Genomic DNA, 17451 nt, shown 5'->3' on the forward strand with positions numbered 1-17451 from the left:
TGGGGTAAGCGAGGAAAGCCAACGCAGAGGCAGTTTGAAAGACGACAGGTATAACACGCCACCCTCGGGTGGCGTTGTTTTTTAGGATTTAGAACTCCACGCGCGCGCCAAGGTTATAGCGGCGTCCTTCCACCTGAGCGGACTCACTCCATGCGGTCGTGAGTTTCGGATCCTCATCCAGCACGTTGTAGACCCCCGCCATCAGCTGTGTGTGCTTATTCAACTGGTAGCGTACGCCCACATCCACCATCGTGTAATCATCGTACTTGTTGTTATTACCGCTGTTGCGGTTGCTGCTGCGGTAGTTCACCGTACTCCACACGTCGAGGCTTTGCGTCGCCGTCCAGTTCAGCGACAAGTTCGCCATATGGCGTGGGTAGTCGTTCAGCGCGTAGCCTTTGTTGACGCCACTTTTCTGCTCGCTGTGGTTGTAGGTGTAGTTGGCATTGGCTTTGACGTCGGTGCTAATTTGCCAGTCGGCGTTGAGCTCGACGCCGTACACATCGGCTTCGCTGACGTTAAAGTATTTACTCACCGAGTCGGCGTTGTAGCCATTGACTGAGCACTGGTTGGTCGCCGTGGTTTCACAAATGGTTTGTTCCGCAATCTTGTCTTTGAATTGCGTATAGAACACGGTGCCATCGAGCGACAGCACATCGCCCGTCCAGTACAGACCCAGCTCAGAGTTAACGCTTTTCTCCGGTTTTAAGTCGTCATTGCCGACCGTCAGGAAGGGGTAGGGCACGGTTGAACCGTAAGGGGTGACGAAGTTACTGGAGGTGGCTCGCAGTTCCGGCTTTTTATATCCGGCGGAGACGCCGCCTTTCAGCGCCCAGGCATCGTTGAATGCCCAGTTGCCGTACATTTTCGGCGTAATGTGCGTACCAAAGTTATCGTCCTGATCCATACGTGCGGAGGTCGTCAGGATGAAATCGTTGATGCTCCAGCCGTCTTCCACGAACAACGCCCAACCGTTGCGGCTGATTTTGGTAACAGGCTCCGAGCCTGGCAGCGTTTTGTTGGCGACATCAAACCGGTCGTTTAACTCTTCGCGGGTGAAGTTCGCCCCGACGGTCAGCTTATGGGTGTCGAGCGTGAAGGTGGTTTGTGAATTGGCGACGTAGTTTTCCATCTGCACATACTGCGGTGACTGCCCGTCATAAACGTATTTTGAGCGGCCTTTTTCGTAGTTAATGTAGTTAGTTGTCGCGATAGTATCGTCGGCATACCAGCCGGTATGGGTCAGGGTGGCGGCGTTACGATCATATAACCATGACCACGGCGCACCACGTTTCTGGGTGCGGTTTTTTTCCTGCTCGCCGGTGACAACGTTGAGATCGAAGAGGTTATTTTCGCTGGCGGCCAGACCCAGCGTCATATCCACGGATTTGCGGTTATGTTTGCCGAAGTAATTATTCCGATCGTCGTCGCGACGGTCGAGCCAGTCGGCAGCCACGCTTAAGCCGAGAACATCGGGAATAATTGGCCCCATGGTGAAAAGATTCATTTGACTGGTATTGCCGAGATACTGGTGTTCCTGAAGCCAGGTATTCGCGGCAATTGCCGTCGTCCAGTCTTTCGCCCCATAAGGTTTTTTGGTGATGACGTTAACCACGCCGCCGATGGCATCGGAACCGTACAATGATGACATCGGCCCACGAATAACCTCGATGCGCTCAATGGCTTCCATTGGCGGTAAGAAGTTGGCTTCGGTGCCTATGTCGTGCCCATAGGGGCGTGACTGGCCGGTATTTTGTTTGACGCTGTTCACCATGAAGGCGGTATAGGACGGGTCCATGCCGCGGATCATAATGCTGCCAGCATTCATGCCGCTGCTGTTCGACACCGAGACGCCGGGAATATTTTTAATGGCTTCCCCCACGTTGCGGTCCGGCTGAATATCCAGCGTTTTACGGTCGATAACTGAAATAGTCGCCGGGGCTTCACGCTTTTGCTGCGAGAAACCGGACGCCGTAATCACCATTTCATCTTCGCTATCGCGTGAGGTTTCCGTTAATTCTTCGGCCTGCGCGGGAAAAATAACCCCGCCTGAGAATGCAACGATCCCTGTCAGCGTAATAAGTTGACGCGTTTTCATAATATAAGACACCTGAAAAGTAAAAAAATAAAAGCGCCACCTTGCCGCGCAACATGGCGACAAGGTGCAAAATAGTTTTTGATTATTAGTATTGAGATAAATCGATTTTCAGCACGTAGTCGGGCTTGACGCCAATCATTTTTTCCGGCTGTTTTACGCTGACATATAAGGTGTTAGCGTCCGGCGAAAGCGCCAGGCTGTTAGGTAACGCATTGGTTTCAATGCTGTGTTTTACCTGATAGGTGTTGCTATCGACAATGCTGACCTGCTTGGCATTGCGGTGTGTAATATAAACTTCCTGACGCGTCTCGTTATAGAGAACGGCCAGTGAATTAATGACTTTGATTGGGGCAATGACTTTTCCGGTATGAATATCGACAACCAGAACATCGGCTAAATCAGGATCGGTCAGGAACGCGCGATTATTTTTGCTATCAAGGGCGATATTCAGGAAGAAATGCTTTTTAGCGGGTTCAACGGAAAAACGGTTAATTATTTTGTGGCGGGTGGTATCCAGCGTAATCAGCTCGTTTCTGCCGTTCACCACGTACAGACGATCGTTTGTAGCATCAATCGCCATGCCGGTCGGGTATTCGCCCATATTTTCAAGGGTGGCTATTTTTTCACGCTTTTGCGTATCCACCACCCAGATAACGCCTTTTTCAGCCACGCCGGAAACGTACAGGCGGTGATGTTGCTTATCCAGCACCATTTCACGCGTATGGATGATTTCCTTCGGGTTGCTGGTATCGCTCAGTTGCAGTATCGCCCGTTCTTTACCGCTGCGGGTATCGATAATCGTCACCGAACCTTCCAGCGTATTACCGACATACAGCACCTGATTTTCTTCATCCAGCGCGGTAGCAAACGCCCGGCGGCTGGTTTCGATGACTTCGGTGGTGGTGAGTTTCTCCAGATCGAGTTTGTAGATAACCCCGCGGGTTTTGTCTTTATCAAACGACGGTGAAGAGGCGGCAAAAAGCGCCTTCTGCTGGCCATCAACCGCCAACTCATACACCCCGTTACCGACGTCGCGGGTCAGGAAATCTTTCTCAGACAGCGTCTCTGCCACGCTGGGCAGGCTGGTAAATAACAATGTTGTGGCGAGGGCCACGGCGGAATAGTGTTTCAGGGACTTCACAGTGTGGAGGTTCATTGACGTTTATTCACATTTATTTACGTGTTGCGAATGATAATGAGATCCAGTCTCATTCGCAAATAAGATGAGCAAAATGTGACTACCCAATCTGGTAGGTCAAAAAGAAAACAGCGGAGAAAGGAAAAACGAAGAGAGGGAAAATGAGAAGTAAAAAACCCTTACTAACCAGACGCTGGCGTTCAGGGTTTTGAGCTCAGGCGAACTTATTTCTTCGCACGCTCGAAGGATGCAACGATTTCAGCTTTAGCGGCTTCAGCGTTGTCCCAACCGTCAACTTTCACCCATTTGCCTGCTTCGAGATCTTTGTAATGCTCGAAGAAGTGAGTGATCTGCGCTTTCAGCAGGTCCGGCAGGTCGTTCACATCTTTGATGTGATCGTATTCTTTGCTCAGCTTGGTGTGCGGTACCGCAACCAGTTTCGCATCTTCACCGGATTCGTCGGTCATTTTCAGTACGCCAACCGGACGGCAGCGGATCACTGAACCTGGCTCCAGCGGGTACGGTGTCGGGACCAGAACGTCGACCGGGTCGCCATCCAGAGACAGGGTGTGGTTGATGTAACCGTAGTTGCACGGATAGAACATCGCAGTGGACATGAAGCGGTCAACGAACAGGGCGCCGCTCTCTTTGTCAACTTCGTATTTGATCGGATCTGCGTTCGCAGGGATCTCGATAACAACGTAGATATCTTCCGGCAGATCTTTACCGGCAGGGACGTTGAGTAAGCTCATGTCTGTTTCCTTTAAATATGCTATGGCAAACAAGTGGCGGGTATTATAGCCAACTCGCGCTGAATGTCTCCGCTTGTTTTCGATTTGCCACCTCGGATTTTCGCTTTTTCTCCCTGTCTTGATGACAGAAAAATCCATAACTTCAGCTGCATTTTTCATAGGGTAATGAAAGCGATTACAAACTTGTGATTAACGTTTTATTTACTTTTTTGAAGTGTGATGTAACGCAATCCGTTACATGCTCGATTGTCTATAGTTTTTTCGCGACGGTTTATTAATCAACAATAATCACCCTACGAGGACGCACTTATGTGGAAGCGCTTACTTTTAGTCACAGCAGTTTCGGCAGCCATGTCATCTATGGCGATGGCCGCCCCTTTAACCGTAGGATTTTCGCAGGTCGGGTCTGAATCCGGCTGGCGTGCAGCAGAAACCAACGTAGCGAAAAGCGAGGCCGAGAAGCGCGGCATTACGCTGAAAATTGCCGACGGCCAGCAAAAACAGGAAAACCAGATTAAAGCGGTACGTTCATTCGTGGCGCAGGGCGTGGATGCTATTTTCATTGCGCCAGTGGTAGCAACAGGCTGGGAGCCGGTATTAAAAGAAGCAAAAGATGCCGAGATCCCGGTCTTTTTGCTCGATCGTTCCATCGATGTCAAAGACAAATCTCTCTATATGACCACCGTGACGGCCGACAACGTGCTGGAAGGCAAATTGATTGGCGACTGGCTGATTAAAGAAGTGAACGGCAAGCCGTGTAACGTTGTGGAGCTACAAGGAACCGTCGGTGCCAGCGTGGCGATTGACCGTAAAAAAGGCTTTGCTGAAGCCATTGCAAAGGCACCAAACATCAAAATTATCCGCTCTCAGTCCGGCGACTTTACCCGCAGTAAAGGCAAAGAAGTCATGGAGAGCTTTATCAAAGCGGAAAACAACGGCAAGAACATCTGTATGGTTTACGCCCACAACGATGACATGGTGATCGGGGCGATTCAGGCAATCAAAGAAGCGGGTCTGAAACCGGGCAAAGATATTCTGACCGGCTCTATCGACGGCGTGCCGGATATTTATAAAGCGATGATTGACGGGGAAGCCAACGCCAGCGTCGAGTTGACGCCAAACATGGCCGGTCCAGCCTTTGACGCGCTGGAGAAATTCAAAAAAGACGGCACCATGCCTGAGAAGCTGACCATTACCAAATCTATCCTCTATCTGCCGGATACCGCGAAAGAAGAGCTAGAGAAGAAGAAAAACATGGGCTACTAAGCCTTCATGAAAATGCCGGGGGCGCTGCGCTTGCCCGGCCTACATTAAGCGCTTTTGTAGGCCGGATAAGCGTAGCGCCATCCGGCGTAATGCCGGAGGAATACCATGACCACCGACCAACATCAGGAAATCCTTCGCACCGAAGGGTTAAATAAATTTTTTCCTGGCGTCAAAGCGCTGGATAACGTGGATTTCAGCCTGCGGCGTGGCGAGATTATGGCGTTGCTCGGTGAAAACGGAGCCGGTAAATCGACGCTGATCAAAGCGCTGACCGGCGTTTACCACGCCGATCGCGGCACCATCTGGCTTGAAGGCCAGGCTATCTCACCCAAGAATACCGCCCATGCCCAGCAACTGGGGATAGGCACCGTGTATCAGGAAGTGAACCTGCTGCCCAATATGTCGGTGGCAGATAACCTGTTTATTGGCCGCGAGCCGCGACGCTTTGGCCTGCTGCAGCGCAAGCAAATGGAAAAGCGTGCTACGGAGCTGATGGCCTCCTACGGTTTTTCCCTTGATGTGCGCGAGCCGTTAAACCGTTTTTCGGTGGCGATGCAGCAGATTGTCGCCATTTGCCGGGCTATCGATCTGTCGGCGAAAGTATTGATCCTCGACGAACCCACCGCCAGCCTGGATACCCAGGAAGTCGAGATGCTGTTCGGTCTGATGCGGCATCTGCGCGATCGCGGCGTCAGCCTGATCTTCGTTACCCATTTTCTCGATCAGGTCTATCAAGTCAGCGATCGGATCACCGTTCTGCGTAACGGCGGCTTTGTCGGCTGTCGCGAAACCCGCGAACTGCCGCAGATCGAACTGGTGAAGATGATGCTCGGTCGGGAACTGGATACCCACGCGTTGCAGCGTGCGGGCCGCACGTTGCTGAGTGACAAACCGGTGGCTGCCTTCAGTGGTTTTGGCAAAAAAGGCACGATCGCACCGTTCGATCTGCAGGTCCGTCCCGGCGAGATCGTCGGCCTGGCGGGGTTGCTGGGATCGGGACGTACAGAAACCGCAGAAGTGATCTTTGGCATTAAACCTGCCGACAGCGGCAGTGCGCTGATCAAAGGCAAACCGCAGACCCTGCGATCGCCGCATCAGGCCTCGTGTCTGGGGATCGGCTTCTGCCCGGAAGACAGGAAAACGGACGGCATTATTGCTGCCGCCTCGGTGCGAGAAAATATCATCCTGGCCCTGCAGGCACAGCGCGGCTGGCTGCGGCCGATTCCGCGCAAAGAGCAAAATGACATTGCCGAGCGTTTTATCCGCCAGTTGGGTATCCGCACCCCCAACGCCGAACAGCCGATCGAGTTTCTCTCCGGCGGTAATCAGCAAAAAGTTCTGCTGTCGCGCTGGCTGCTGACTAAACCGCAGTTTTTGATCCTTGATGAACCCACGCGTGGGATCGACGTTGGGGCACACGCCGAGATCATTCGCCTGATCGAGACACTGTGCGCCGACGGTCTGGCGCTGCTGGTGATCTCTTCTGAACTGGAAGAACTGGTGGGTTACGCCGATCGGGTCATTATCATGCGCGATCGCAAACAGGTGGCCGAGATCCCGCTGGCTGAACTGTCCGTACCGGCAATCATGAACGCCATTGCGGCCTAAGGAGACTGTTGTGATGCCTCAATCTCTCCCTCAATCCAACACCACGAAACGACGATTTCGCTGGCCGAAGGGCATGCCGCAACTGGTGGCGCTGCTGCTGGTGCTGCTGGTTGACAGCCTTGTCGCCCCGCACTTTTATCAGGTGATTTTGCAGGATGGCCGTCTGTTCGGCAGCCCGATTGATATTCTCAACCGCGCCGCGCCCGTGGCGCTGCTGGCGATTGGCATGACGCTGGTGATTGCCACCGGCGGTATCGATCTTTCCGTTGGCGCGGTGATGGCCATTGCGGGGGCAACCACCGCCGCGATGACGGTTGCCGGGCACAGCCTCCCGGTGGTCCTGCTTACGGCGTTAGGCTCCGGTATCCTGGCGGGATTGTGGAACGGGATTCTGGTAGCCATCCTCAAGATCCAACCGTTTGTTGCCACGCTGATCCTGATGGTGGCCGGGCGCGGGGTAGCGCAGTTGATCACCTCCGGGCAGATCGTCACGTTTAACTCGCCCGATCTGTCATGGTTCGGTAGCGGATCGCTGTTGCTGTTCCCGACGCCGGTGATCATCGCGCTGCTAACGCTGGTCGCTTTTTGGCTGCTGACGCGTAAAACGGCGCTGGGTATGTTTATTGAGGCGGTCGGCATCAACATTCGGGCGGCGAAAAATGCCGGGGTGAATACCCGCGTCATCGTGATGCTCACCTATGTGCTGAGCGGTCTGTGCGCGGCCATTGCCGGGATTATCGTCACGGCGGATATTCGCGGAGCCGATGCCAACAACGCCGGGTTATGGCTGGAATTAGATGCCATTCTGGCGGTAGTGATCGGCGGCGGTTCGCTGATGGGCGGGCGATTTAACCTGCTGCTGTCGGTGGTGGGGGCGTTGATAATTCAGGGCATGAACACCGGGATTTTACTGTCCGGCTTCCAGCCGGAGCTCAACCAGGTGGTTAAAGCCATTGTGGTGCTGTGCGTGCTGGTCGTTCAGTCGCAACGCTTTATCAGCCTGATAAAAGGAGTGCGTGGTCATGATAAAACGTAACTTACCGCTGATGATCACCCTTGGCGTCTTTGTGCTGGGCTACCTCTACTGCCTGACGCAGTTCCCGGCCTTTGCCTCGACGCGCGTGATCTGCAATATCCTGACCGACAACGCCTTTTTAGGCATTATCGCCGTGGGTATGACCTTCGTGATCCTCTCCGGCGGCATCGATCTTTCCGTCGGTTCGGTGATTGCCTTTACCGGCGTATTTCTGGCAAAAGCCATTGGTTACTGGGGGATTTCCCCGCTGCTGGCGTTCCCGTTGGTTCTGGCGATGGGCTGCGCGTTTGGCGCCTTTATGGGGTTACTGATTGATGCCCTGAAGATACCGGCGTTTATTATTACGCTGGCGGGAATGTTCTTTCTGCGTGGCGTCAGCTATCTGGTCTCCGAAGAGTCTATCCCGATCAACCACCCGATTTATGACACGCTCTCCAGCCTTGCCTGGAAGATCCCCGGCGGTGGTCGTCTGAGCGCTATGGGACTGTTGATGCTGGGCGTAGTGGTGATCGGTATCTTCCTTGCGCACCGTACACGCTTTGGCAATCAGGTGTACGCCATTGGCGGTAGCGCGACGTCAGCTAACCTGATGGGGATCTCGACCCGCAGCACGACAATCCGCATCTATATGCTTTCTACTGGGCTGGCGACGCTGGCCGGGATTGTCTTCTCCATTTATACCCAGGCCGGTTATGCGCTGGCAGGCGTCGGCGTCGAGCTGGATGCCATTGCCTCGGTGGTGATCGGCGGTACGTTGCTGAGCGGTGGCGTGGGCACGGTGCTGGGCACCCTGTTTGGCGTGGCAATCCAGGGATTGATTCAGACCTACATTAACTTTGACGGCACATTAAGCTCATGGTGGACGAAGATCGCCATCGGTATTCTGCTGTTTGTTTTTATCGCCTTACAGCGCGGTCTGACGGTGCTATGGGAAAACCGCCAAAGTTCACCGGTCACACGGGTGAATACCACGAGCGCGTCAAAATGATGTCGTGGGCTGTTTTTCGCGTATAGCGGGTAATGCGTATACACTAGGAGGCTACACTTACTTAATGGAATCAAAAGCATGAAAGGAATCGAAGGCGAAGGGCTACCGACAGCATGCGCCAGCTGTGGGGAGAACGTACTGCCTCCGGATACCCACTGCACGCGTTGTGAGAATAAAAAATATACGGGAATTGGCGGCTGGCTTTATTTACCGGCGGTGACGCTGGTGATGTCCGTCATTTCTGGGGTCATTGGCTTTTTCGGTGTGGCGATGTTTGTTTTGCACACTGAAACGGACGTGAGTGCGCTGGTTATTTTTGAACTCGTCTGTATGGCCGTTCTCTTAATGCTGCTGGTTTACACGACGTTTTTGTTTTTCAAAAAGAAACGTCAGCTACCCAAGTTTTATACTGCCTTCATTTTAGGCACCACGCTTTACTACGCGATGGACAGCTGGTTGGGTGCCATGTTCTATGGCGTGGGGCTGAGCACTGACGATATAAAAGCGTTTGTCTCCTGCGCGGCCCAGATCCTTATATGGATACCGTATTTCCGCGTATCAAAACGGGTCAAACTGACCTTCGTCAACTAAGCACGTAAAGGACGCCGGATTGCTCCGGCGTCTGAGTCTTACGCGTCCGGGAACTCACGGATTAAACGTTCAACGTCTTCAACCATATGGTCGTTACCGACGAAGAATGAACGACGCTGGTGCAGGCTCTCCGGGATGATATCCAGAATACGGTTTTTACCGTCACTTGCTTTGCCGCCCGCTTGCTCGGCCAGCAGCGCCATTGGGTTGCATTCGTACAGCAGGCGCAGTTTTCCATCCGGATGGCTGGCGGTGCTCGGGTACAGATAGATCCCGCCTTTCAGCAGATTGCGGTGGAAATCCGCCACCAAAGAGCCAATGTAGCGCGAGGTATACGGGCGCTGGGTGGCTTTATCTTCTTCCTGGCAGAACTTAATGTACTTCTTCACGCCATTCGGGAATTTGATGTAGTTGCCTTCGTTAATGGAGTAGGTGCTGCCTTTGGCCGGGAAACGCATGCGCTCCTGGCTGAGGCAAAATACGCCCAGAGAAGGATCGTAGGTGAACGCATGTACGCCACAACCGGTGGTATACACCAGCATGGTGGATGAACCGTAAACGACGTAGCCCGCCGCCACCTGCTTGTTGCCCGGTTGCAGGAAATCCTCTTCCGTTACCGGCGTACCGACAGGGGTGACACGACGGTAAATCGAGAAGATCGTGCCGACAGAGACGTTAACATCGATGTTCGATGAACCATCCAGTGGATCCATGAGTACAACGTATTTTGCGTGTTCACAGCCTTCGAAGACGACGATTTCATCTTCTTCTTCAGAGGCAATGCCCGCCACAATATCGCGTGCCTTCAGTGCAGCTTTCAGTTTTTCGTTCGCGAACAGATCGAGCTTCTGCTGAACCTCTCCCTGCACGTTCTCAGCACCGCTGGCACCCAGGATATCGACCAGACCGGCCTTGTTGATATCGCGGTGGATGATCTTGGCGCCCAGCTTTATTGCCGATAACAAAGCAGTCAGCTCACCGGTAGCATGAGAGAACTCGTGCTGCTTTTCGACAATAAATTCACCTAACGTTTTCATAACACTTTCCCTGCAAATTGTATGGAGTAAAGCGACCGCCATAATCTTAACAAATATTTCAGCCCTCGCGCTTAGGTGAATCGCGCCAGCAAACTGCGGATTATCCTGAAATGCGTTTCTCAGTTGCCTGACATGTGCGTAAAATGACCCCCAGATTAAAAAAGGATAGTGACGTATGCGCATTCATATTTTGGGAATTTGTGGCACCTTCATGGGCGGTCTGGCGATGCTGGCTCGCTCGCTCGGTCATGAAGTAACGGGTTCGGACGCCAATGTGTATCCGCCGATGAGCACCTTACTTGAGAAGCAGGGCATCTCACTGATTCAGGGTTACGATGCCAGCCAGCTCGACCCGCAACCGGACCTGGTGATCATCGGCAATGCCATGACACGCGGTAATCCGTGCGTGGAAGCGGTGCTGGAGAAGAACATTCCGTACATGTCTGGCCCGCAGTGGCTGCATGACTTTGTGCTGCGCGATCGCTGGGTGCTGGCAGTGGCGGGAACTCATGGCAAAACCACCACGGCTGGAATGGCGACCTGGATCCTCGAAGTCTGCGGCTATAAGCCAGGCTTTGTCATCGGCGGTGTGCCGGGGAACTTCGAGGTTTCTGCGCGTTTGGGTGAAAGCGACTTTTTCGTTATTGAAGCGGACGAGTACGACTGCGCATTCTTCGATAAGCGTTCCAAATTCGTACATTACTGCCCGCGTACGCTGATCCTCAACAACCTTGAGTTCGATCACGCGGATATCTTTGACGATCTGAAAGCCATTCAGAAACAGTTCCACCATCTGGTACGTATCGTGCCGGGTCAGGGACGCATCATCTACCCGGAAAACGACATCAATCTGAAACAGACGATGGCGATGGGCTGCTGGAGCGAACAGGAACTGGTTGGTGAGCAAGGTCACTGGCAGGCGAAGAAACTGACGACCGATGCCTCCGAATGGGAAGTGTTGTTAGACGGTGAAAAAGTGGGCGAAGTGAAGTGGGGCCTGGTCGGCGAACACAACATGCACAACGGCCTGATGGCTATTGCTGCCGCTCGCCACGTTGGCGTTCAGCCTGCGGATGCCGCCAATGCGCTGGGCTCGTTCATTAACGCACGTCGACGTCTTGAACTGCGCGGCGAAGCCCATGGCGTGACGGTGTATGACGATTTCGCCCATCACCCGACGGCGATTCTGGCAACGCTCGCCGCGCTGCGCGGAAAAGTCGGTGGCACGGCGCGCATTATTGCCGTGCTGGAACCGCGTTCTAACACCATGAAAATGGGACTGTGCAAAGACGATCTGGCACCGTCGTTAGGTCGTGCAGATGAAGTGTTCCTGCTGCAACCGCCGCACATTCCGTGGCTGGTATCGGAAGTCGCGGAAGCCTGCGTGCAGCCTGCTCACTGGAGCGGTGATGTTGACGCGCTGGCGGACATGGTGGTGAAAACCGCGCAGCCTGGCGATCACATTCTGGTGATGAGCAACGGCGGGTTTGGCGGTATTCATCAAAAACTGCTGGACGGCCTGGCGAAGAAAGCGCAAGCACAAGCCGAAGAGTAAAAAAATGCCCGGTGGCGCAATGCTTACCGGGCCTACGATCGACTGTAGGCCGGATAAGGCGTTTACGCCGCCATCCGGCACTTTCAGCATACGAAGAAATTAGACTTCGTTTTCTGCCAACTCACGCAAATACTGAAAAATCTGACGTGCTGATTTCGGCGGCTTATTGCCTTCCTGCTCTTTCTTCGCATTGCGAACCAGAGAACGAAGCTGTTGGCGATCGGCGTGCGGCCACAGTCTGAGGACTTCCGCTACCGCATCATCACCTTCAACGATCAAACGATCGCGCAGCTGCTCCAGCTTGTGAAACATTACAACCTGTTGGTTGTGACGGTTCTTCAGTTTATCCAGCGCCTGACGGATAGGATCGACATCGCGCTGACGCAGCATCTTGCCAATCAGCTGCAGCTGGCGGCGACGGCCTTCCATCTTAATACGCTGAGCCAGCTCAATGGCGGCACGTAAATCCGCATCGAGCGGGATTTTATCCAGCGCGTTTTTCCCCAGTTTTACCAGTTCCACGCCCAGGTGCTTTAACTCCTCGGCGTCACGTTTTATTTCACTTTTACTGACCCAGATAATTTCATCGTCTTCGTCTTCGATGTCATCACCGGGAACGTCGTCGAGCCAGTCTTCGGGCTGCTTAGTCATGTCAGGCTCCTTAAAAAAAGAGGCTAATGTTACCAGTTAAGATGCGCACTGAAAAACGGTTCTCTGTTAGACTTCAGAGAAACTCTCTCTACATTATGGCATTTGCGATGAAAGTAATCTCACAAGTTGAAGCGCAGCGTAAGATTCTGGAAGAAGCAGTCTCGACAGCACTGGAATTAGCATCAGCTCAGTCGGACGGTGCAGAAGTCGCCGTAAGCAAGACGACGGGTATTAGCGTCAGCACCCGTTATGGTGAAGTGGAGAACGTAGAATTCAACAGCGACGGGGCGCTGGGCATTACGGTGTATCACCAGAACCGTAAAGGTAGTGCGTCGTCCACCGATTTAAGTCCACAGGCGATTGCGCGTACCGTGCAGGCTGCGCTGGATATTGCTCGTTACACCTCGCCGGACCCGTGCGCAGGCGTGGCGGATAAAGAACTGCTGGCCTTTGATGCGCCAGATTTAGACTTGTTCCACCCGGCGGAAGTCTCGCCTGACGAAGCTATCGAACTGGCGGCACGTGCTGAACAAGCGGCGTTGCAGGCCGATAAGCGAATTACTAACACCGAAGGTGGCAGCTTTAACAGCCACTACGGCATCAAAGTGTTTGGTAACAGCCACGGTATGCTGCAGGGCTACTGCTCCACGCGTCATTCTCTCTCCAGCTGCGTGATCGCCGAAGAAAATGGCGATATGGAACGCGACTACGCCTACACCATTGGCCGCGCAATCGGCGATCTGCAAACGCCGGAATGGGTGGGGGCCGACTGTGCGCGCCGCACCTTATCCCGTCTGTCACCGCGTAAACTGTCCACAATGAAAGCACCGGTTATTTTCGCCAATGAAGTGGCGACCGGCCTGTTCGGACACCTGGTCGGGGCCATTGCCGGTGGCTCGGTGTATCGTAAATCTACCTTCCTGCTGGACTCGCTGGGCCAACAAATTCTGCCGGAATGGTTGACCATTGAAGAACACCCGCATCTGCTGAAAGGGCTGGCCTCTTCGCCGTTCGACAGCGAAGGCGTGCGTACGGAACGTCGCGATATTATCAAAGACGGCGTCCTGACTCAGTGGCTGCTGACCAACTATTCTGCCCGTAAGCTGGGACTGAAAAGCACCGGTCATGCCGGTGGTATTCATAACTGGCGTATTCCCGGACAAGGTCTAAGCTTCGAGCAGTTGCTCAAAGAGATGGGCACGGGTCTGGTAGTAACCGAGCTGATGGGGCAGGGCGTGAGTGGTATCACCGGCGATTATTCGCGCGGCGCGGCGGGTTTCTGGGTCGAAAACGGTGAAATTCAGTACCCGGTGAGTGAAATCACCATCGCCGGTAACTTGAAAGACATGTGGCGCAATATTGTCACCGTCGGTAACGATATTGAAACGCGCAGTAATATACAGTGTGGTTCTGTGCTACTGCCGGAGATGAAAATCGCCGGGCAGTAATACCCGTCATACTTCGAGCTGCGGCGTGATTTATTACGGGTATCTGGCGTTATTCTTAATAATAAAAAAGGAAGTGAGCAATGCGTAAACACCTGTTAGCGATCGTCGCGGCTTCAACGCTGGTTTTAGGTTCATCTGCGTTTGCAGCCGATCTCGAAGACGATATGGGGATCCTCAACGACAACCTGAAAATCGTGGAAAAAACGGATAACGCGACTGAACTGAAAGACGCGTTAACCAAAATGCGTGCAGCCGCGCAGGATGCACAAAAAGGAACGCCACCGAAGCTGGAAACTAAATCCCCGGACAGCCCGGAGATGAAAGATTTCCGTCACGGCTTTGACACGCTGATCGGCCAGATCGACGGCGCGTTAAAACTGGCGAACGAAGGTAAAGTCAAAGAGGCGAAAGCGGCAGCGGAGGAGCTAAAAACCACCCGCAACGCTTACCATAAGAAGTACCGTTAATTTATGTATCCGGCCTGCGCGACGTCGTAGGCCGGATAAGACGCGATAGCGTATCCATCCGGCACCGCCCCCCATAAGTAAACGCTATACCCATCACATTTTTTAACTTTTAACGCCAACCCGTTTTTCCTGCCGCTTGCGGTTTCCCTGCTATCTCGTGCGATCCCCATCACGTTATCCAGGCGATAAATAACCAATCCCGCCCTTTTTGCGGCACAGATCACTATCGTTGCTCACCTTTCCACTTCGAAGTGGAAAACAACTCGCTACAAACTTTTAACCTCCACCGTTAGTTTACGCTTAGAGCCATTAGTGGGGTATGACGAGTGAATAACGGAGCGGTAATGAATGACAGGGGGGAATCGGTGACACCGTCTGGTGAACTGGCCGAACGCATGCTGGCGCAGGTGTATGCCCTGTTGCGCGCACGCCACATCATTCCCAATGCCGTACAGGAACAAATGCTGACATCGCATGTTCGCGCCATGGCGCACCGCTCGGTGACGGGTGAGCCTTTACCCGACGTTGATGCCAGCTTATTTGATGAAATTTCAGCCGAATCAATGGCACTTGCCCGCGACATCGTGGCGGAGTTTGGCAACCTTCCTGAAGAAGAGGCCTGGCTGCTGTCGGTACATTTCGAAGTCGCAAAAGAGAACCTTTAAGGAGCACAAGATGGAACAGATTACTGTGGTGATTGGCGATCGTCTGGGTAAAGGCCAGAAAGTGGCGGCAGGCGTTGAGAAAGCAGGCGGACGTGCGGTCGTGGTACCGGGCGTGGCGGCAGATATGAAGCTGGGTGACATGATGAAAGCGGAAAACGCCACCTTTGGCATTTCGTTTTGCGGCAGCGGCGGCGCGGGGGCTATCACCGCGCAGACCAAATATGGTTACAAAGCCAAATACGGTATGCGCTCGGTTGAAGAGGGCGTCACCGCCATCAACGAAGGCTGCAACGTGCTGGGATTCGGCTTTATGGACAAAGAAGAGCTCGGCGAGCGCCTGGTGCAGGCGTGGCAAAAGAAATACGGCGCTTAAGTATGAAAGAGCAATTCACCACAACGGTGAGAGTCACGGGTAAGGGTGACGCCAAAGCGCGCGCCTTTGCCGATGCCCTGAACCACGTTCAGGCCGCGGTGATGAAAGGGTCGCCGCATATCTTACTGCGTATTGAGCCACAGGATGTGCAGGTTGTTCAAGCGCGTGAAACGGTGCGTAAAGAGGCGTTCTTATTCCTCTTTTTGCGCCGCGAAAGACGCACTTTCAGCGTGGAGCTGGATGTGACCGTCAACGTGACTGCCATCAATCTTGAGAAGGTGGATTTCGTCACGCAACGCTGATTCACTATTAAAAGGCATAATTATGTTCCTGATAATATTAATAAAATCGCTCATCATCGGCGCGCTGGTTGGCGTAGGTGTCGGCGCTGGGGCTGCACGCATGTTTCATGCGCCTACCTCTCAGGGGATGGGCGCGTTTCGTACTCTGGGGGAGCTGAATTCCTGTGAAGGGGATCCTGCTTCTCACTTCTCATTCGGCCTGGGCTTCTTCTTTAACGCCTGGGCTTCATCCGTTGCGGCGGGGGCGTTCACGCAGGACGTTGACCACCGCATCATCCCTAACTGGGGTGCGGCGGCATTGATGCTCAAAAACCGTAATGTCGGTGAGACGCTGCATGACCCCAGACGCATGGCGATTGCCTGTGGCGTGATTGGCATGATTGTCGTGACCTTCCTGAACCTGACCGCGTCATCCGTACCGGCGGCGCTGCAGGTTACTGCCGTGAAGGTGCTGGTACCGGCGGCAAACCTGCTGGTCAACACCGTGATGCCGGTGATCTTCTGGCTGGCGGCAATCGATGCCGGGAAGAAATCGGGTTTCTGGGCGACCGTCTTTGGCGGCGCGGCGCAGCTGATAATGGGCAACGCCGTACCGGGTCTGGTGCTCGGTATTTTGATTGGTAAAGGCGTCGAAGAGAGCGGCTGGAACCACGTCACGAAAGTGATGATGGTGGCGATCGTGGCGCTGTTCGTACTGAGCGGTTTCTTCCGCGGCTTCGATATGAAGATGATCGAATCCTTCCATCTGACCGTGCCGAACTGGCTGGAACTGATCCACAACTCACTCAGCGGTAAATAACGGAGGCCACAATGGAACAGAATAAAGGTTTTTGGTTCGCCGACTGGTCGTTCCCGATCTTCGTGGGCCTGCTCTCCTCCGGCGTCTTTGCCGGCACGCACATGTACTACCTGTATGGCATCGGTGCGTTTAACGAAGTGGCCTTTGTGGCAATGCTGAAAGCGGGAATGGACACCGGTTCTTACGGGGCGGTAGCGGCGTTTGGCGCGAGCTTCCTGTTTGCCCGCATTATTGAAGGTTCGCTGGTGGGTATCCTGGACATCGGCGGGGCCATCCAGACCGGCGTTGGTTTGGGCGTGCCGGCACTGCTGCTGGGGGCTGGCATTATTTTCCCGATCGCTAACTTTGCTGCCTCGCTGGTCACCGGTCTGGTGATTGGCCTGGCAATTGGCTACATCATCATTCTGGCGCGTAAGTTCACCATCAATCAGAGCGATTCGACCTACGGGGCGGACGTGATGATGGGAGCCGGTAACGCCTCAGGTCGCTTCCTTGGACCGCTGATCATCCTCAGCGCGATGACGGCTTCCATCCCTATCGGCGTCGGTTCTCTGGCCGGGGCGCTGCTGTTTTATATCTGGCAGAAACCGATCACCGGCGGTGCGATCCTTGGGGCCATGATCCTCGGTTCCATCTTCCCGATTGCGATTAGCTAATTGCCTGATGGCGCTGCGCTT

Annotated in this window: 18 protein-coding genes; 13 read left to right on the plus strand and 5 right to left on the minus strand. The window is 53.8% G+C overall.

The window, feature by feature from the left end; all coding sequences use genetic code 11:
* Nucleotides 1-88: 88 nt before the first annotated feature.
* The 3 genes from FDW95_RS09630 to ppa form a co-directional block, all read right to left on the minus strand.
* Complete coding sequence (locus FDW95_RS09630; RefSeq protein WP_115259588.1) at nucleotides 89-2098, minus strand: TonB-dependent receptor; 2010 nt, start codon at nucleotides 2096-2098, stop codon at nucleotides 89-91.
* 85 nt (nucleotides 2099-2183) lie between these two features.
* The gene (locus FDW95_RS09635) at nucleotides 2184-3254 is read right to left on the minus strand and encodes a YncE family protein (protein WP_115259587.1); all 1071 of its coding nucleotides are present in this window, start codon (nucleotides 3252-3254) and stop codon (nucleotides 2184-2186) included.
* Nucleotides 3255-3460: 206 nt separating this feature from the next.
* On the minus strand, nucleotides 3461-3988 hold the full coding sequence (gene ppa, locus FDW95_RS09640) for an inorganic diphosphatase (RefSeq protein WP_005134479.1): 528 nt from the start codon (nucleotides 3986-3988) through the stop codon (nucleotides 3461-3463).
* Between the two features lie 309 nt (nucleotides 3989-4297).
* Here ppa and ytfQ point away from each other — a divergent pair, with 309 nt between their 5' ends.
* The 5 genes from ytfQ to FDW95_RS09665 all read left to right on the plus strand — a co-directional run bounded on the left by ytfQ (nucleotide 4298) and on the right by FDW95_RS09665 (nucleotide 9477).
* On the plus strand, nucleotides 4298-5254 hold the full coding sequence (gene ytfQ, locus FDW95_RS09645) for a galactofuranose ABC transporter substrate-binding protein YtfQ (RefSeq protein WP_096758535.1): 957 nt from the start codon (nucleotides 4298-4300) through the stop codon (nucleotides 5252-5254).
* Nucleotides 5255-5359: 105 nt separating this feature from the next.
* A complete protein-coding gene (gene ytfR, locus FDW95_RS09650) occupies nucleotides 5360-6862 on the plus strand; it encodes a galactofuranose ABC transporter, ATP-binding protein YtfR (RefSeq protein WP_115259586.1) in 1503 nt (500 codons plus the stop codon).
* Between the two features lie 13 nt (nucleotides 6863-6875).
* Nucleotides 6876-7898: a galactofuranose ABC transporter, ATP-binding protein YtfT gene (gene ytfT, locus FDW95_RS09655; protein WP_137363488.1), complete on the plus strand. Its 1023-nt coding sequence runs from the start codon at nucleotides 6876-6878 to the stop codon at nucleotides 7896-7898.
* The gene (gene yjfF, locus FDW95_RS09660) at nucleotides 7885-8886 is read left to right on the plus strand and encodes a galactofuranose ABC transporter, permease protein YjfF (protein ID WP_096758532.1); all 1002 of its coding nucleotides are present in this window, start codon (nucleotides 7885-7887) and stop codon (nucleotides 8884-8886) included. The genes ytfT and yjfF overlap by 14 nt, the downstream gene beginning before the upstream one ends.
* 78 nt (nucleotides 8887-8964) lie before the next feature.
* Nucleotides 8965-9477, plus strand: coding sequence for a DUF2569 domain-containing protein (locus FDW95_RS09665; RefSeq protein ID WP_115259584.1), 513 nt, complete (start codon nucleotides 8965-8967; stop codon nucleotides 9475-9477).
* 38 nt (nucleotides 9478-9515) lie between these two features.
* Here the strand turns inward: FDW95_RS09665 and fbp are convergent, their stop codons facing one another.
* Nucleotides 9516-10514: a class 1 fructose-bisphosphatase gene (gene fbp, locus FDW95_RS09670; protein ID WP_096758530.1), complete on the minus strand. Its 999-nt coding sequence runs from the start codon at nucleotides 10512-10514 to the stop codon at nucleotides 9516-9518.
* 175 nt (nucleotides 10515-10689) lie between these two features.
* On the opposite strand from fbp, the gene mpl reads away from it, so the two are divergent.
* On the plus strand, nucleotides 10690-12069 hold the full coding sequence (gene mpl, locus FDW95_RS09675) for a UDP-N-acetylmuramate:L-alanyl-gamma-D-glutamyl-meso-diaminopimelate ligase (RefSeq protein ID WP_115259583.1): 1380 nt from the start codon (nucleotides 10690-10692) through the stop codon (nucleotides 12067-12069).
* Between the two features lie 99 nt (nucleotides 12070-12168).
* On the opposite strand, the gene yjgA is transcribed toward mpl, so the two are convergent.
* The gene (gene yjgA / locus FDW95_RS09680; RefSeq protein ID WP_115259582.1) at nucleotides 12169-12720 is read right to left on the minus strand and encodes a ribosome biogenesis factor YjgA; all 552 of its coding nucleotides are present in this window, start codon (nucleotides 12718-12720) and stop codon (nucleotides 12169-12171) included.
* 95 nt (nucleotides 12721-12815) lie between these two features.
* On the opposite strand from yjgA, the gene pmbA reads away from it, so the two are divergent.
* The 7 genes from pmbA to FDW95_RS09715 all read left to right on the plus strand — a co-directional run bounded on the left by pmbA (nucleotide 12816) and on the right by FDW95_RS09715 (nucleotide 17430).
* Complete coding sequence (pmbA, locus tag FDW95_RS09685; RefSeq protein WP_096758525.1) at nucleotides 12816-14168, plus strand: metalloprotease PmbA; 1353 nt, start codon at nucleotides 12816-12818, stop codon at nucleotides 14166-14168.
* Between the two features lie 80 nt (nucleotides 14169-14248).
* Nucleotides 14249-14635 (plus strand): cytochrome b562, encoded by a 387-nt coding sequence (gene cybC / locus FDW95_RS09690; protein WP_096758524.1) that lies wholly within the window; start codon nucleotides 14249-14251, stop codon nucleotides 14633-14635.
* A 344-nt stretch (nucleotides 14636-14979) separates the two neighbouring features.
* On the plus strand, nucleotides 14980-15300 hold the full coding sequence (locus tag FDW95_RS09695; RefSeq protein WP_115259581.1) for a glycine dehydrogenase: 321 nt from the start codon (nucleotides 14980-14982) through the stop codon (nucleotides 15298-15300).
* 10 nt (nucleotides 15301-15310) lie between these two features.
* Complete coding sequence (locus FDW95_RS09700) at nucleotides 15311-15673, plus strand: SFCGS family glycine-rich protein (RefSeq protein ID WP_096758522.1); 363 nt, start codon at nucleotides 15311-15313, stop codon at nucleotides 15671-15673.
* Between the two features lie 2 nt (nucleotides 15674-15675).
* Nucleotides 15676-15975: a DUF4312 family protein gene (locus FDW95_RS09705; RefSeq protein ID WP_096758521.1), complete on the plus strand. Its 300-nt coding sequence runs from the start codon at nucleotides 15676-15678 to the stop codon at nucleotides 15973-15975.
* Between the two features lie 22 nt (nucleotides 15976-15997).
* On the plus strand, nucleotides 15998-16774 hold the full coding sequence (locus tag FDW95_RS09710; protein WP_096758520.1) for a DUF4311 domain-containing protein: 777 nt from the start codon (nucleotides 15998-16000) through the stop codon (nucleotides 16772-16774).
* An 11-nt stretch (nucleotides 16775-16785) separates the two neighbouring features.
* Nucleotides 16786-17430 (plus strand): DUF4310 family protein, encoded by a 645-nt coding sequence (locus FDW95_RS09715; RefSeq protein WP_115259580.1) that lies wholly within the window; start codon nucleotides 16786-16788, stop codon nucleotides 17428-17430.
* Nucleotides 17431-17451 lie beyond the last annotated feature (21 nt).

Source organism: Citrobacter sp. wls718, assembly GCF_005280945.1.
Taxonomy (GTDB): domain Bacteria; phylum Pseudomonadota; class Gammaproteobacteria; order Enterobacterales; family Enterobacteriaceae; genus Citrobacter; species Citrobacter gillenii.

Bases quoted from the DNA above. Each gene is read 5' to 3' on its own strand.
- yjgA (WP_115259582.1), bottom strand. From the start codon at position 12,720: ATGACTAAGCAGCCCGAAGACTGGCTCGACGACGTTCCCGGTGATGAC.
- ytfT (WP_137363488.1), top strand. From the start codon at position 6,876: ATGCCTCAATCTCTCCCTCAATCCAACACCACGAAACGACGATTTCGC.
- yjfF (WP_096758532.1), top strand. From the start codon at position 7,885: ATGATAAAACGTAACTTACCGCTGATGATCACCCTTGGCGTCTTTGTG.
- FDW95_RS09665 (WP_115259584.1), top strand. From the start codon at position 8,965: ATGAAAGGAATCGAAGGCGAAGGGCTACCGACAGCATGCGCCAGCTGT.
- FDW95_RS09635 (WP_115259587.1), bottom strand. From the start codon at position 3,254: ATGAACCTCCACACTGTGAAGTCCCTGAAACACTATTCCGCCGTGGCC.
- FDW95_RS09715 (WP_115259580.1), top strand. From the start codon at position 16,786: ATGGAACAGAATAAAGGTTTTTGGTTCGCCGACTGGTCGTTCCCGATC.
- ytfR (WP_115259586.1), top strand. From the start codon at position 5,360: ATGACCACCGACCAACATCAGGAAATCCTTCGCACCGAAGGGTTAAAT.
- fbp (WP_096758530.1), bottom strand. From the start codon at position 10,514: ATGAAAACGTTAGGTGAATTTATTGTCGAAAAGCAGCACGAGTTCTCT.
- ppa (WP_005134479.1), bottom strand. From the start codon at position 3,988: ATGAGCTTACTCAACGTCCCTGCCGGTAAAGATCTGCCGGAAGATATC.
- FDW95_RS09705 (WP_096758521.1), top strand. From the start codon at position 15,676: ATGAAAGAGCAATTCACCACAACGGTGAGAGTCACGGGTAAGGGTGAC.
- cybC (WP_096758524.1), top strand. From the start codon at position 14,249: ATGCGTAAACACCTGTTAGCGATCGTCGCGGCTTCAACGCTGGTTTTA.
- ytfQ (WP_096758535.1), top strand. From the start codon at position 4,298: ATGTGGAAGCGCTTACTTTTAGTCACAGCAGTTTCGGCAGCCATGTCA.
- mpl (WP_115259583.1), top strand. From the start codon at position 10,690: ATGCGCATTCATATTTTGGGAATTTGTGGCACCTTCATGGGCGGTCTG.
- FDW95_RS09700 (WP_096758522.1), top strand. From the start codon at position 15,311: ATGGAACAGATTACTGTGGTGATTGGCGATCGTCTGGGTAAAGGCCAG.
- FDW95_RS09710 (WP_096758520.1), top strand. From the start codon at position 15,998: ATGTTCCTGATAATATTAATAAAATCGCTCATCATCGGCGCGCTGGTT.
- FDW95_RS09695 (WP_115259581.1), top strand. From the start codon at position 14,980: ATGAATGACAGGGGGGAATCGGTGACACCGTCTGGTGAACTGGCCGAA.
- pmbA (WP_096758525.1), top strand. From the start codon at position 12,816: ATGGCATTTGCGATGAAAGTAATCTCACAAGTTGAAGCGCAGCGTAAG.
- FDW95_RS09630 (WP_115259588.1), bottom strand. From the start codon at position 2,098: ATGAAAACGCGTCAACTTATTACGCTGACAGGGATCGTTGCATTCTCA.